Annotated in this window: 16 protein-coding genes; 3 read left to right on the plus strand and 13 right to left on the minus strand. The window is 62.5% G+C overall.

All coding sequences use genetic code 11. The features are described from left to right. Positions 1-290: 290 nt before the first annotated feature. The 5 genes from glgB to NF78_RS15550 form a co-directional block, all read right to left on the minus strand. Positions 291-2,540, minus strand: a complete 2,250-nt coding sequence (glgB, locus tag NF78_RS15530; RefSeq protein WP_035987752.1) for a 1,4-alpha-glucan branching protein GlgB — start codon at positions 2,538-2,540, stop codon at positions 291-293. Between the two features lie 313 nt (positions 2,541-2,853). Further along, positions 2,854-3,648, minus strand: a complete 795-nt coding sequence (locus NF78_RS15535) for an energy-coupling factor ABC transporter ATP-binding protein (protein WP_035987753.1) — start codon at positions 3,646-3,648, stop codon at positions 2,854-2,856. Between the two features lie 64 nt (positions 3,649-3,712). Then, positions 3,713-4,504 (minus strand): cobalt ECF transporter T component CbiQ, encoded by a 792-nt coding sequence (cbiQ, locus tag NF78_RS15540; RefSeq protein WP_035987754.1) that lies wholly within the window; start codon positions 4,502-4,504, stop codon positions 3,713-3,715. A gap of 4 nt (positions 4,505-4,508) precedes the next feature. Further along, on the minus strand, positions 4,509-5,153 hold the full coding sequence (cbiM, locus tag NF78_RS15545) for a cobalt transporter CbiM (protein WP_035987755.1): 645 nt from the start codon (positions 5,151-5,153) through the stop codon (positions 4,509-4,511). Next, entirely contained in the window at positions 5,153-5,680 is a 528-nt protein-coding gene (locus NF78_RS15550; RefSeq protein WP_035987757.1) for a carboxypeptidase regulatory-like domain-containing protein, read from the minus strand. Before NF78_RS15550 ends, cbiM begins: the two co-directional genes overlap by 1 nt. 219 nt (positions 5,681-5,899) lie before the next feature. On the opposite strand from NF78_RS15550, the gene NF78_RS15555 reads away from it, so the two are divergent. Next, positions 5,900-7,018, plus strand: a complete 1,119-nt coding sequence (locus NF78_RS15555; protein ID WP_035987758.1) for a geranylgeranyl reductase family protein — start codon at positions 5,900-5,902, stop codon at positions 7,016-7,018. Between the two features lie 211 nt (positions 7,019-7,229). Here the strand turns inward: NF78_RS15555 and NF78_RS31220 are convergent, their stop codons facing one another. The 3 genes from NF78_RS31220 to NF78_RS15565 form a co-directional block, all read right to left on the minus strand. Further along, positions 7,230-7,574 carry a hypothetical protein gene (locus tag NF78_RS31220; RefSeq protein WP_156119790.1) on the minus strand — a complete coding sequence of 115 codons (345 nt, stop codon included), beginning with the start codon at positions 7,572-7,574 and terminating at the stop codon, positions 7,230-7,232. Between the two features lie 140 nt (positions 7,575-7,714). Next, positions 7,715-8,413 (minus strand): TIGR04283 family arsenosugar biosynthesis glycosyltransferase, encoded by a 699-nt coding sequence (locus NF78_RS15560; protein WP_035987759.1) that lies wholly within the window; start codon positions 8,411-8,413, stop codon positions 7,715-7,717. Positions 8,414-8,655: 242 nt separating this feature from the next. Further along, positions 8,656-9,345: a glycerophosphodiester phosphodiesterase family protein gene (locus NF78_RS15565; protein WP_052050533.1), complete on the minus strand. Its 690-nt coding sequence runs from the start codon at positions 9,343-9,345 to the stop codon at positions 8,656-8,658. A 109-nt stretch (positions 9,346-9,454) separates the two neighbouring features. On the opposite strand from NF78_RS15565, the gene NF78_RS15570 reads away from it, so the two are divergent. Then, on the plus strand, positions 9,455-10,156 hold the full coding sequence (locus NF78_RS15570; RefSeq protein ID WP_035987761.1) for a TIGR02466 family protein: 702 nt from the start codon (positions 9,455-9,457) through the stop codon (positions 10,154-10,156). Next, positions 10,156-10,611: a GNAT family N-acetyltransferase gene (locus tag NF78_RS15575; RefSeq protein WP_035987762.1), complete on the plus strand. Its 456-nt coding sequence runs from the start codon at positions 10,156-10,158 to the stop codon at positions 10,609-10,611. Before NF78_RS15570 ends, NF78_RS15575 begins: the two co-directional genes overlap by 1 nt. A 127-nt stretch (positions 10,612-10,738) precedes the next feature. Here the strand turns inward: NF78_RS15575 and NF78_RS15580 are convergent, their stop codons facing one another. The 5 genes from NF78_RS15580 to NF78_RS28345 all read right to left on the minus strand — a co-directional run bounded on the left by NF78_RS15580 (position 10,739) and on the right by NF78_RS28345 (position 14,412). Then, positions 10,739-11,470, minus strand: a complete 732-nt coding sequence (locus NF78_RS15580; protein ID WP_052050534.1) for a succinate dehydrogenase cytochrome b subunit — start codon at positions 11,468-11,470, stop codon at positions 10,739-10,741. Further along, positions 11,467-11,631, minus strand: coding sequence for a tetratricopeptide repeat protein (locus tag NF78_RS33000; protein WP_263970612.1), 165 nt, complete (start codon positions 11,629-11,631; stop codon positions 11,467-11,469). Before NF78_RS33000 ends, NF78_RS15580 begins: the two co-directional genes overlap by 4 nt. Further along, on the minus strand, positions 11,558-12,304 hold the full coding sequence (locus tag NF78_RS15585) for a SirB1 family protein (protein WP_263970613.1): 747 nt from the start codon (positions 12,302-12,304) through the stop codon (positions 11,558-11,560). Before NF78_RS15585 ends, NF78_RS33000 begins: the two co-directional genes overlap by 74 nt. Beyond that, complete coding sequence (locus NF78_RS15590; protein WP_035987763.1) at positions 12,305-13,852, minus strand: FAD-dependent oxidoreductase; 1,548 nt, start codon at positions 13,850-13,852, stop codon at positions 12,305-12,307. Positions 13,853-14,007: 155 nt separating this feature from the next. Further along, positions 14,008-14,412 (minus strand): hypothetical protein, encoded by a 405-nt coding sequence (locus NF78_RS28345; RefSeq protein WP_156119791.1) that lies wholly within the window; start codon positions 14,410-14,412, stop codon positions 14,008-14,010. Positions 14,413-14,533 lie beyond the last annotated feature (121 nt).

Here is a 14,533-nt window from a genome sequence, read left to right on the forward strand (position 1 = left end):
GGCAGCGAGGGCTCTTTTGCTCTCCCAGAAGAACCCTGGGATCTCTGACGGCGTCGGAAATCTCCGCAAGGTAGACACCGCCGCTCCTAACAAAAAGGAAGCTCGTAGGGTGCATTAGCGAAGCAATGCACCGCTCAGGAACCCCCGCGCCATCGCTAATGCTTGGGAATGGGGATGCGATCGCCGCCCACCGCCCAAATCACCGTCCCAATCAACGGTGGGCAATGCCCACCCTACGGGTCTACGCCATCCACCCATCCACCCATCCACCCATCCACCCATCCACTCCTTCACCTCTCCAGCTTCAACACCACCACCCCCAGGGGCGGCAGGGTCAAACTCAGGGCATTGGGCCAGCGGGGATTGTCCCAGCCGTGGCTGTGCTGGCCGCCGCCGTTGTCCACGCCGCTGCCGCCGTAGACGGTGGCGTCGCTGTTGAGTAGTTCCCGGTAGTAACCGGGCTCGGGCACGCCCACCCAGTAGTCGTACTGGGGCTGGGGGGTGAAGTTGCACACCGTCACCAGGCATTCGCCGGATTGCTTGTCGCGGCGCAGGAACGACACCACGCTGTTGCCCGCGTCGTTGCAGTCGATCCACTCAAAGCCGCTGGTGGAAAAGTCGTCGGTGTAGAGGGCGGGCTCCTGCCGATAGAGGCGGTTGAGGTCGGCCACAAACTGCTTTAGCTGGCGGTGGGGGGCGTGGTTCAGCAAGCCCCAGTCCAGGTCCAGCCAGCTATTCCACTCGGTGGTCTGGCCAAACTCCATGCCCATGAACAGGGTCTTCTTGCCGGGGTGGGTGAACATGTAGGCGTAGAGGGCGCGCAGGTTGGCGAACTTCTGCCACTCGTCGCCGGGCATTTTCTGGTAGAGGCTGCCCTTGCCGTGCACCACCTCGTCGTGGGAGAGGGCCAGCATGAAGTTTTCGCTGAAGGCGTACCAGATGCTGAAGGTGACGTTGTTCTGGTGGTAGCGCCGGTAGAGCGGGTCCTGGCTGAAGTAGTGGAGCATGTCGTGCATCCAGCCCATGTTCCACTTCAGGTTGAAGCCCAGGCCGCCCACGTAGGTGGGGCGCGACACGTTGGGCCAGGCGGTGGACTCTTCGGCAATGGAGAGCGCGCCGGGGTAGTAGCCAAACAGCAGCGTGTTGAGCTGGGTCAGCAGCTCCACCGCCTCCAGGTTTTCGTGGCCGCCAAACTGATTCGTAACCCACTCGCCGTCCTTGCGATCGTAGTCGAGGTAGAGCATGGAGGCGACGGCGTCCACCCGAATGCCGTCGATGTGGTACTTGTCGAACCAGAACAGGGCGTTGGCAATCAGGAAATTCCGCACCTCGTTGCGGGAGTAGTTGAACACCAGGGTGCCCCAGCCCTTGTGCTCGCCCTTGCGGGGGTCGGCGTGCTCGTAGAGGTGGCTGCCGTCGAAGTAGGCCAGCCCGTGGGCGTCCTTGGGAAAGTGGCCCGGCACCCAGTCCACAATTACGCCGATGCCCTCGGCGTGGCACTGGTCTACAAAGTACATGAAGTCCTGGGGGGTGCCAAAGCGGGAGGTGGGGGCAAAGTGCCCGGCCACCTGGTAGCCCCAGGAGCCGTCGAAGGGGTGCTCGGCCACGGGCATCACCTCAATGTGGGTGTAGCCCATCTCCTTGACGTAGGGGATCAGCCGCGCCGCCAGCTCCCGGTAGGTGAGGAAGCGGGCGTCGGGCTTTTGGCTGACCCGCACGGCGCTGCCCTGGGCGGGGGGATTGTCCCAGCTGTCGTGGAGCCAGGAGCCCAGGTGGACTTCGTAGACGGAGATGGGCCGCTCCTGGGGTTCCTGCTGGCGGCGCTGCTCCAGCCAGCGATCGTCGCTCCAGGTGTAGCTCAGGTCGGTGACCACCGAGGCGGTATCGGGCCGCACCTGCTGCTGAAAGCCGTAGGGGTCGGACTTGAGGTAGACGTGGCCCTGGTGGTTTTTGATCTCGTACTTGTAGATTTCGCCCACGCCCAGGTCGGGAATGAACAGATCCCACACGCCGCCGGAGAGCAGGCGCATCTGGTGCTTGCGACCATCCCACTGGTTGAAGTTGCCCACCACCGACACATTGCGGGCGTTGGGAGCCCACACGGCAAAGTAAGTGCCGATGACGCCCTCCACCTCCACCGGATGAGCGCCCATTTTTTCGTAGATAGCGTGGTGGTTGCCCTCGCCAAACAGGTGCAGGTCAAAGTCGGTGAGTAGCGGCGACTTGAAGGCGTAGGGGTCGCGGATTACCCGTTCGTGTCCGTTTTCCTTAATTTTGATCAAGTAATTTTTGTCGGCCTGGCCGCTCAGCTCGCACTCAAAAAAGTGGGGGTGATGCACCGTGCCCATGGGGTGCTCCTGCCAGGTTTCGGGCCGCACCACCCAGGCGGCTTCGGCCTCGGGCAGGTAGGCGCGCACCACCCAGCGATCGCCCGCTTCGGGCTGCTCCAGCGGATGGGAGCCAAGGATTTCAAAGGGGTTGCTGTGCCTGTTCTCGACGACGCGGTAAACCTGGTCGGGGGAAAGGGTTGCAGAAGTCATAAAAAATTGTGGTGGCTGGGGTCTTGGCCTGACAACCGGTGACGGAGACCAGTTGCCAAGCTCCGTACTCCGGGTACCTTAAGAAACCTCTCCAAGGAAAAACATCCACCGGAGGAGGGATCTCAATCTGGGGTTAGCCATTTAAGAGAGGCACTCGGGATCTGCTGCAAACCGCTGGTACAGATCCCTGGGTTCTGGCTGGTGAAGCGGCAGGATTTGTAGGCTTTGGGTCAAGGATCCCAGGGTTCTTGGGCTAATAGGCGACGAATTTTGGGCCATCCAAGGATAGAACCCTGGGATCTTTACTGGCGTTCTAGGGCCGATCGCCCCCAGTCATCAGCGAATAGGGTTTCTCTAACCCGTGGGTTTCCATGAGCGCGCGATCGCCCATGATCGCCCTGGGGCAGCCGTCGGCCACGATGCGGCCATCGTCGATCAGCACCACGCGATCGCACACCTCCAGCACAAACTCCAGGTCGTGGGAGGAGATCAGCAGGGTTTCGGTGGAACTTTGCAGAAAGTGGATCAGGCGGCGGCGGGTGCGCAGGTCGAGGCTGGCGGTGGGCTCGTCGCAGAGCAAGATCTGGGGCGTCATGGCCAGCAGCCCCGCGATCGCCACCATCTGCTTTTCGCCGCCAGAGAGGTGGTGGGGCGGGCGATCGAGCAGGGGGGTAATGCCCGCCAGATCGGCGGCCTGGGCCACGCGGGCGGCCACCTCGGCGGGGGGCAGGCCCATGTTCTGGGGGCCAAAGGCGAGGTCGTCGCGCACGGAGATGGAGAACAGCTGGTCGTCGGGGTCCTGGAACAGCAGGCCGACGTCGGGCCGAAACTGGCCGGGTTTGAGGGGTTCGCCGAATAGATCGATCTCGCCAGCGGCAGGGGTGAGCACGCCGCAGAGCAGCATAAACAGCGTGGTTTTGCCGCAGCCGTTGTGGCCGATGATGCCGACCCGTTCCCCCGCCTGCACCGTCAGCGAGACCTGGTCGAGCACCTGGGGCTGGTCGGGGTAGCCGAAGGAGAGATCGCGGGCGGCGATCGCCGGGGGGCGGGGGGCGGTTGCCCCGGCGTCGAGCACCGGCTCAACGGTCTGTGATAAAACCCTGTCCATTCCCGCCATCCTCTAGCGCCACCTACCGCAATCCCACTACCGTAACCCCTTTACCGCTTTCCAGTTACCGCAACCAGCTCAATTCTGCGGCCACCAGGGCGATCGCCGCCGCCCCCACCGCCCCGGTTAACCCCCAGCATAGGGCCGTGGGCCGGGGGGTGGTGCTCTGCCTGGGGGCAGAGCCTTGGCCGTAGCCCCGCAGCCGCATAGCCTTGTACACCCGCTCCGACTGCTCGTAGCTGCGAATCAGCAGGTTCCCGGTCAGCAGGGCTAGGTGCTCTAGGGTTTGGCGGTTGACCCTGAGCCAGCCCTGGCGGCGGTGGCCAAAGCCCCGCAGGCCCATGGCCTGCTGCATGGTGGTCAGCATGGCGGCGATCTCAAACAGGTAGCGGTAGGAGAGCAGGGCCATATCCGTCAGGATAGTGGGCAGACCGAGCGATCGCATCGCCCCCAGCAGGGTCAAAAATGGCGTGGTGCCCAGCAACACAAACCCCAGGGTCAAAATCGACAAAAACCGTCCCACAATCAGCAGTGCAGCCCGCAGCCCCTCCTCCCGCAGGGTCAGCCAGCCCCACTGCCCCAGCACCGTATCCCCCACCGTCAGCGGCAGCAGCACCACCACCGCCACAATAAACAGCCCCGGATAGCTCAGCCGCCGCCGCAAAAAGCTCAGGGGCAGGCTTGAGAGGCCGTAGAGCACCGCCGCCAGGGCCAAAATCCACGGCACCAGGGCCAGGTTTTGCACCGTGGCAAAGGCAAACATCAGCCCCAGCAGGCTCAGCAGCTTGAGCCGGGGTGCCCAGCGATGAATCACCGACTCGCGGTGGACGTAGGTGTCAAAACTCACCGATCCCACAGACCTAGCCCTCCAGCAGCTCCGGTTTTACCCGGCGCAAAAACAGGACCAGCACGGTGGTAAAAGCACCCTCCACCAAGGCCAGGGGAATGTGGGCGATCGCCAGGGCCAGCACCGCCGTCCGCTCCGCCTGCCCGTCCAGCTCAGCGGGAATGTTGAGAATGATCAGCGCCACAAAGATCACCGTGGCCATGCCCAGCCCCAGGGCCCCGCCCAAAAACGCAAACACCCCCGTGCGGGTCGGCTCCTTGAGGCCCCGGCCCAGGCTGGTGCGAGCCTGGAAAATGTGGTACGCCACCAGGGCCGGAATGCCCATCATCGCGGCATTCACCCCCAGGGTAGTCAGGCCGCCGTGGCCGATCACCAGGGCCTGAAAAAACAGCCCGATCAAAATGGCCGGGAAGGCAAAATACCCCAGCACCACCCCCAGCAGGCCATTCAAAATCAAATGCACGCTGGCGGGCGGCACCGGAATGTAGATCGACGAGGCCACAAAAAAGGCCGCCGTCAGCAGCGATGCCTTGGGGATGTCGGCAGTGGGGTCGGATCTGCGATTGATCTGCCGCAGGGAGTACCAGGTGGCCAGGCCCGTGACGGCATACCCCGCCGCACAGACCTGGGCCGATAGAATGCCGTCGGGAATATGCACTACCGCTTGCCCCGGGCAAAGAACAGGGCCGTGCCCACAAAACCCCAGATCACCGCGCCGATGGTGATCGCCCGCTGGGCTGGAGACAGGCTGGTGTTGGGGGCCAGAACGGAACTGGTGGCCGGGGGCGTAGCGGCGACAGGCGCGTCGGGCTCAGCGGCGGTGGTCCCTTCGGCTGCAGGGCTGGCGTCGGCGCCAGCCGCAACCCCAGCCTCCACAGGAATGCTGACGATGCCGCCGTGGCCCGCCTGGCGCACCATCACTTCCCAGTTGCCGGGCCTGTCGGCGGGCGGCACAAAGGTAAAGCGGCCTTCTTCATCGGTGGTGCTCTGCTGCCAGGCCTCGCTGGGCTGGTCGGGGGCGTAGACCAGCACCTGGGCATTGGCCATGGGCTCGCCCGTGTCGTACTGGGCCAGCACCTCGATGCTATTCACCTGGCGATGCTCCAAAACAACGCCGTGGGCCAAGGCGGGCAGGGTTCCACTGGCGATCGCTAGGAATAGTCCAAGGGCAAAGTTCCACTTCATAGGCTGGTCAGCGAGTCAGAATTGGGGGGCAGAACTGGGGGCATATATCTACTAATCTACTTAAATCTCCTGACAATTGAATCGGCTCATCGGCTTGCCCCTCCACTTAACGACGATGACCCGCCCCTATGCAATGCCCGCCGGGGGCACCTATTCCCCCTCTGCCAGCCTGCGATCGCCGCCGCAGCGGTAGGATGAATCAAACAAGCCGAGAAGCCAATGTACGACGCGATCATTGTCGGGGCTGGCCCCGCCGGGGCTGCCACCGCCTACCACCTGGCCCAGCGGGGGCACTCTGTGCTGATGTTGGAGAAGGAAGCTTTACCTCGCTACAAACCCTGTAGCGGCGCGGTGTCGCCCAGCGTAGCCCAGTTCTTTGACTTCGACTTTACCCCAGTGATCGATCGTCCCATGCGCCGGGTGCGCTACACCTACAAGCTAGACGACCCCGTCGAGGCCGAGTTGGAAACCGCCGACCCGATCTGGATGGTGCAGCGGGACCGGTTTGACCATTTTCTGGTGCAGCAGGCCCAGGGGCAGGGGGCCCAGCTCAAGGACCAGACTCCCGTCCTCGGCATTGAGAACAGAGGCGACTACTGGCAGGTGTCAACAGCCAATGAAACCCTGGAGGCTGCCTACCTGGTGGCCGCCGATGGCGCTACCGGGCCAATGGCCCATTGGCTGGGCTTTCCCGACCTGCCCCGGCGCACCGCCAGCATTCTGGAGGTGCCCGCCCCGGTGGGCGACGACTGCGCCATCAACTTTGAGTTTGGCCTGGTGAAGCAGGGCTGTGCCTGGAACTTTCCCAAGGCCCAGGGCTACTCCATCGGAGTGGTAACCTTTTTGGGCAAAGCGCCCGCCGACCACAGCAAGGTGCTGACGCAGTATAGCCAGTCCTTCGGCGTCAGCCCCGACCAGGGCACGGTCTACAGCCATCCGCTAAAGCTGTGGGACGGCAACCACCCGCTGCACACCCACCGGGCTGTGCTGGTAGGCGAAGCCGCCGCCATTGTCGATCCGCTCAGTGCCGAAGGCATTCGCCCCGGCATGATCAGCGGGGTGCGGGCCGCCGAGGCGATCCACGCGGCGCTGGAGGGCGACCCCGAGGCCCTGGCGAACTACACTGCCACCATGCACAGCACCTGGGGTGAAGACATGCCCTGGGCCAAGCGCATTGCGGGACTGTTCTTTCGGGTGCCGGGAATTGGCTACCGGGTGGGGATTAAGCGCCCCACGGCAACCCAGCGGCTGGGGCAGCTTTTGGCCGGTGAATTGCGCTACGCAGATATTGCCGGTCGGGTGATGAAGCGCATGAGTGGTGGGTTTTTGTCGGGGTAGGTGGGTAGGTGGGTGGATACGCATATATTTGCCCAGGTAATGCCAAACCCGAATCTCACACCCCTGATTCAAAACAGGCAACTTGCGTAGGGGTAAACGGTGTTTGCCCAGTCCAACCGGGGTTTAGCCAAGGCGGATTCTGTATAAACCGTATTCTACGGTTGATTGGCTGGAGCAGTTTTCACCCACATTCCATCTCCATTAGCTCTTCCTAGTGAGGGCCTCTGCGTAGCCTTGGCGCAGGACTGCCGCTCTTCAGCAGATCCGGAAAAATTACTCGGCGAAGCGCAATGTAATATTCCGTTGGTTGTGGCCTGTTGTAGAAGGCAAACCTTTGGCTACTTGAAAGAAAATGCTTCAAATCTTTGCCCAAGCTTCTGAAATCAGCCAGTTCTTCCAAATCGAAACCGTAGCTGTGCGAAAACAACTCACACAGCGTCTGCCTGCTTATCCAAGGAGATCCTGTGCGGCTAAATTCAACATCTATGAGATAGTCCACTGCCGTTAGCAGATCGTCTTTTGAAGAAAACCTAGACAAGTCTTGAGGCGATGCCATAGTTGCTCAACGGTGAATACCGTCACCCATAAACATCTCCGTAGCTACAGATTTTTCATGTAATATTTCAGACTTTCGCCGGTACGGATCTCCCCATTGAGCCGACTATGACTAGGGCGGAAATTTCTACTCAGGAGTCCTTACTGACGTGGTTTTCCCAGGTCTTTGTACCAGCGAGCCAGTTTGTGCGGGTCAAGCCCGAGCAGGTAGCCCGCGATCATCACCTGGTTGGCCAGGGTGGTGCGGAGAATGCCCAGTCGTTGCCAGCGGCGATCGCTCGTCATCACCGCCGTTGGGGCGATCGCGACTTTCCCTCGCTTCCGCAGCCGCCGCACGAGCTCAAAGTCCTCCATCATCGGCAGGTCGGGGAAGCCGCCCAGGGCACGAAAGGTTTCTGCCGTCAGGAAAATGCCCTGGTCGCCATAGGGCATCTGGAGCCAGCGCGATCGCAGGCTTACTCCCCACTCCACCCAGCGCAGCCCCCGACCGGGGCCATCGATGGCGAGGCGAAAGGCTCCGGCCACCACGCCGGGCTGGGCCAGGGTGCGACGCATGGCCCCGTCGAACCCAGCGGGCAGGCGGGTGTCGGCATGGAGAAACAGCAGCATGTCGCCCGTAGCCACCGTGGCCCCGGCGTTGAGCTGGCGCGATCGCCCCGGCGCCGACTCAATCACCCTCACCCCCAAACCCCGGGCCACCGCTGCGGTCTGATCCCCGCTGCCGCCATCGACCACCACCACCTCGACGTTGGTCGCCCCTGGCAGGGATGCCAGGGTCTGCGGCAGGTTTCTCGCCTCATTGAGGGTAGGGATAATAATTGAAATCAGCGGCAATGTCATCGCTAGGGCCCCAGGCCACAGAACAGTCCAGGCAGCCACTTTAGCCGACTCCAGGGGCAATTCCCATGAGTGGTAGCTGAATATTGGCTGAGCGGCTGAGGCCGAGGGCGCTAGAGGCTGTCATCCATTAGCCTTGAAAAGTTCAAGCACCAACCGTTGCAGCTCCTAGCCTGGTTCTTGGGGCGGGCGTGGCACCGCTGATGGGGGGCGGGGTTGAGCCAGACCAGAATTGATGACACGCCCTAAAACGGGTCAAAAATGTAGTTGTCGGCGTACTGGATGGCGCGATCGCAGTCGGCCTGGCTGCGGACGGTCCAGGCCAGTAGCGGGCGGTGGAAGCGGTGACGGGCCAGGGTGGTCGCCAGGGTGGGCAGGGCCTTAACGTTGTAGGAAATGAAGTGCGGTGCACTGGCCCAGGTGAGCAGCAGGTGGCTGCGGAGAAATTTTTGGGGCTTACTGGCCAACTGACCCCGCACAATCTCTGGGGCGTAGCGCTTAAACCATTGCAGCGATCGCGGGTTAAACGACTGCACCGCAAATTCGCCTCGGTAATCCACCAGGGTTTTCATCAGCGCCTGTTCTGGCGGGCCGACTTTCTTTTCGTTTTTAATTTCAATCAGCAGCGGCACCCGACCGGCGACGCAGGCCAGGGCTGCGGCCAGCGAGGGAACGGTTTGGTCGGTGTTGTAGAGGCGGAACTGCTCCAGGCTGCCGAGGGTCTGGTCGGCAAGGCGGGCCTTTTTGCCCGTCAGGCGCTTCAGGTCGCGATCGTGGAATACCGCCAGGTGGCCATCGGCCAGCAGCTGCACATCGAGCTCGATGGGGTGCTGGGCGGCGATCGCCGCCTCAAACGCCGCCAGCGAATTCTCTGGCACCGCTGTACCCTGGTGTAGACCCCGGTGGGCAATGGGTCGGGTCGTTATCCACTCCATCGCTGGCCTCATCTACCCTGCTAAGCTGAGTTCAGTCCTGGGCCGATCGTCAAGTCATACCAGTACTTCACAGTACGGCCTAGCCCCCATCCTCGCCAACCCCCTGCCGATGGCTCTCGATACCTGGTTCCCCCTCGCCATTTACTTCGAAGACCTGCCCGATGCCGCCGGGCACAAAGCTGCCCTCACCGAGGCCATCCTGGAGCTGGAGGCCAGCGGCAGCGAACCCCGCAACTTTCCCGAAATGGCCTGGACGGGCGACCTGCACGGGGTGGAGAAAGTGCACATTGACCCTCGCTTTGCCTGGGTGGTAGCCCAGGTCGAAACCCACGTGGGGCTCTATCTCAATGCGCTAGGGCTCGATCTCAGCCAGGTTGAACTCTATATTCAGCGGGCCTGGCCGGTGGTGTCGCGGCCCCAGCAGGAGGTGGGGGCCCACTGCCACAACACCGCCCACGTCAGCGCCGTGTACTACGTCGCCGTGCCCGACTCCGGCACCGATGCGGCGGGCTGCCTCACCTTTTTTGACGATGCCCGCCCCAATGAAGTCAGCCCCGGCCTGGGCAGCGAAAATACCGACATCATTGCCGAGTGGAACTACCTGAACCAGGACCAGGCCCTGTATTTGCCCACCGAGGGCCGTCTCATCGTTTTTCCGGCCAAGCAGCGCCACGGGGTGACGCCCAACCACACCGACGACCTGCGCCTGTCGCTCTCGTTTGATATTGTGCTCACCGCCGCCCCCGGGCAGGCCGCCGGGGCCTACGAATTTCTGATGCCGCCCCCCACCCAGTGGAAAAGGTTTAAGTAATGGAAATCCGTGAAGACGATCTGACCGGGCCACAGATCATTGCCCTGCTGCGCGAGCACCTGGAGAACATGCACGAAATTACGCCCCCCGGCAGCGTTCACGCGCTGGACTTAGAGCGGCTGAGGGCACCCAACATTACCTTCTGGACGGCCTGGGAGGGCAACGACCTGCTGGGCTGCGGTGCGCTAAAGGAACTCGACCCCACCAGCGGCGAAATCAAGTCGATGCGGACCCCCGCTGCCCACCGCCGCAAGGGTGTTGCCTCCCGCCTGTTGGAACACATTATCGCTGTGGCCCGCCAGCGGAGCTACACCCACCTGTACCTGGAAACCGGCGCGTTTCCCGCCTTTGCCCCGGCCCGCGCCCTGTACGAGCGCTACGGCTTTGTGTACCGCGGTCCCTTTGGCGACTACACCGACGATCCCAACAGCTCGTTCATGGAAAAAAGCCTCTGATTCTCTCGCGTCTCCAAACGCTGGATCGGACAAACTCCGCGTAGCTACAGTCCAGATCAGCGCTGGGAAACCCGGTGGGCATCCGGTTACTGCGATAAGCTGCCCACTCCCCATCGCTACAGGTGGGTTAGCCCACCAGGCCCAGGTAGATCGCCCAGGGCAGCAGCAAAAAGCCCGTCGCAATGCCAATCCCGACCACGGCGCTGGTGCCGTAGGCCAGGGGCCGAAGCTTTGCATCCAGCAGCCCGATCGATTGCAGGGCGCTCCAGAAGCCGTGGCGCAGGTGCGAAGCCAGCAGCACCAAAATGACGCTGTAGCCCAAAACGTAGGGCAGCGACTGAAAGGTCTCGATTACCAGGCGGGCCAGGTCGCGCACGGTGTCGCCGCCCAGCTCGGTGGCGTAGTAGGTGCCAAAACGAAAGGTCTTCAGGTGGACAACCCAAAACACCGCCAGTACCGAGCCGGTGACGATCATGGTGCGCGAGCTGAGGGTTTGGTAGCTGGTTCCCCCCACTGACTGGTAGGTGCTGTAGCCCTGAAGTCGGGCCTGCCGACGGCGCCAGAAGATCTCGATGCCAATCCAGGCGTGGAGCAGCACGATCGCGGTCAGCGCCAGCTCAAAGGCATAGTAGACAAGGCTGAAGTTGCTGACCAGCAGGGCGTAGGCGTTGTAGGCGTCCCGGCCCACAAACAGCAGCAGATTGCCGACCATGTGTACCAGTACAAACGTCACCAGCGCCAGCCCGGTGAACCCGCTGATCAGCTTTTTGCCGATCGACGAGCGGTAGAACCTGAGCAGGGGGGAGGCTGGCGGCGGGGTGTCGGGGTCGCTGGGGGGAGCTTTTAAGGTGTTGGTCATGGTTCGTCCTGCACGCGCTCAATTTGCTCGATCACCTGGCGAATCTCAAAGCCGTCGGGGGCGTCGGGGTGCTCGTAGAGGTAGCGCTCAAGGTCGCGCTGGGCATCGGTGAGCTGGCCCTGCTGGTACTGAATCAGACCGCGATCGCGCCATTCGCCCACCGCCTCGGGGTGAATCAGCAAAATGCGGTTGATCGCATCGAGCGCCCGGGGGCACATCTCTATTCTGCAAATAAATTAGCTTGAGGTTGGTCAGCATCCGCACCAGAAACGTGGTGGGGGTAATGGGAGCCAGGTGCTGGGGCTCGAGCTGGGCCGAGTCGCCAAACATGTGCTTGAGCCGCTCTCGGCAGTCCTGCTCAAACAAAATTTCGCCCCGATGAAAGGGATCAACAAAAATATCCATTTCATCCACCGTGGGGCGAATCAGGAAATGCCCCGGCATACTCACCCCCACCATGGGGAAGTCAATCCGGTAGGCCAGCTCCAGGTACACCAGCGACAGGGTAATGGGAATGCCCACCCGCCGCTCCAGCACCTCGTTGAGAAAGCTGTTGCGGGGATCATAGTAGTAGTCGCTGTTGCCGCGAAAGTTGAGCTCGCCAAACAGGTAGTCGTTGATGGCCTGAATGACTTTGAGCGGGTAAGGGGTTTGGGGCAACCGCTGGCGCAGGGTGTCGGCCATGCGATCGAGCGTGGCCAGGTAGTCGTCCACCTCCAGGTAGGGGTACTCTTCCTGGGCGATGTAGAGAGCTGCCCTGGCTAGGCTCACCTGGTCGGCGGGTTGCTGCAGCTCTCGATAGAGTTGCTCTCGGGGTAGTGCAGTATTGGTCATTTAGGCGTCATAGTCCTTACCGCTGCCATAGAACAGGCTATCTTGCCAACGATGGCTATAGTACCGCTGAACCGGAGGCAGTGTGTTTACTACTGGACCCAGGGCACGGGCCAGCGGTTCCACGGTGCTGTAGGCCGCCAGACTACCGTAGTGCGCCAGCCAGTTGGCCAGGGCCCCCACCCCCACCTGGGGAATAATTTTGGCCACCAGGCCGGGATACTTCAGTGATGTCACCGCCAGGGTTTTGGCCAGGGCCGGAAACTGCACCACGTCCTGCAAGAAGGGCTTGAGGGTGGGTTCGCCCAGGTCGGCCATGGCGGCAAAGATGGCGCTCAGCAGGCTATTGATATGCTGCTCGGGGAGGTTTTGCTCCATCCCCACGCTCATGGATTTTTGGAATAGCCAGGTGACCGACAGGTTGGGCTGGTAAGGCTGAAGTGCGCCCAGGGCTGCCGCCCCCAGGCGATCGCACCCCAGCGCTTCATCAATGCCGTTGACCAGCCGCTCCAGGTGGCGCAGCATGGCCCCAAAGCCGCCGAAGCTCAGCGGCGATTGGCTGCCGCTGCTGTCGCCTACCGCCAGGGTGCGGCCCCAGGGGAAGCGCAGGGGGCTCTGCCGGTAGCAGGGAAAGAAGCCAAACAGCGCCCGTTTCACCCGCAGGTCCGACCGGGTTACCCGCTGATACTGGGGCAGCAGGGTCCAGTATTCCTCAAAAAACTCCCCCAGGCTCAGCCGGCGGGGGTCGGCATCCAGGTAGGTGAACAGGTAAGTGGTGCGGCCATCCCGGGCCGGAAACGCCTCCCAGAAGTACTGGCACTGGTGGCGCAGCGGCGTAAACGACACCAGTAAGTCCCCTGTGTCGTTTTGGGCATAGCCCTCGGCACAGGTACCCACCACCAGGCATACCGCATCGGGCTTCCCCGTCCCCCGCGCCTGGCGCACCAGCGGCGAAAAGTGACCCATGGCATCGATTAGCAGGCGGGTGGTCAGGGGCTGGTCGGCTTTCACCAGCACGCCGTTGGGGTGCACCCAGGCCGACGTGAAGGCGGTGTGCTCAAACAGCTGGCCCCCAGCGGCTAAAAACCTGGCCTTGAGCCGCTCCAGCAGCCCCCTGGGATCGACCCCGACGTTGAGCACGTCCTCCACCCAGAGCGGATCGCCCTCGCCAAACTGAATGCGGGCTGGGTTGTATTCCGAGGCCGTGACAACGTCCAGTTCTGCACTGGTCAGCAGGCCCAACTCTGTCAGCACCGCCAGTTCTCGGCGCGAGATGTTCCACTCCTGCTCCCGGCCCTGCAGGGGGCCGCGCTCGATCAGCGCCACCCGCCAGCCCCGCTGCGCCAGCCCCGCCCCCACCAGCACGCCCAGGGTGCCGCCGCAGATCACCACATCCCAATCGACGCTCTCCAGCGGGGTCTCGGCTTGAAAAATGACCTGCTGCTCAGGGAGAGGGCCCTGGCGATAGCGCCGCCACAGCTCGTCGGCTTTCTCCAGCCCCCCCAGCGGGTTGCCCGGTACGCCAGCCAGCATGGTTTCGGTGAGTGTCATAGCCTTTCATGTTACCTGAGCCTACGCCGCCCCATAAAGCCCCATAAAAAAGTAGCCCCAGAGTTGAGGCTACCAGAAGCTAAATCAGCGACAAATTGAGGGAGAGTAGGAGAACCCCAGACGGGTTCGGGCCGTAGAACTATTGGCCCCAGATCTTACTGGCCAAAGAAGTCCTTGACCGAGTCCACAAAGCTTTCGCCAGCATCCTGAGCGGCATCTGCGGCATCTTCAACCGCCCCCTGAGCCCGACCCGTTTCGCGCTGGGCCCGACCCTGCACCTGGTTGCCCAGGCCATCGGTACCGCCCACGGCCCGGTCAACCTGGCGCTGGGCTTTGCCGAACTCTTCCTGGGCGCGGCCTTCCAGCTGGTTGGCGGTGCCGGCTCCGGTCTTGCTGTCAAACTCGCGCTCGGCCCGCTGCTGCACGATGTCTCCGGCTCTGTTGCCCAGGGCGGCGGCGGGGGTGCTAAAGCCGAACAGCAGGCTAGAGCCAATTACCAGAGCCACCATCCCCACGCAGAGGACGCGCTGAAGCTTTGCTGCGATCGCATGAACAGTCATGAAAAGTCTCCTGAAAAAAGCTTGCACCGAGGGATTAGTAATCTGTCATCGGTGCTGGTCTAGACCTGTTATAGGCCGAGCAGCAGTCTGGCGGCATCGCCCGCCTGGCAGACCTGGAGCT

It is taken from the genome of Leptolyngbya sp. KIOST-1 (assembly GCF_000763385.1).
In the GTDB taxonomy this organism is placed as follows: domain Bacteria; phylum Cyanobacteriota; class Cyanobacteriia; order Phormidesmidales; family Phormidesmidaceae; genus Nodosilinea.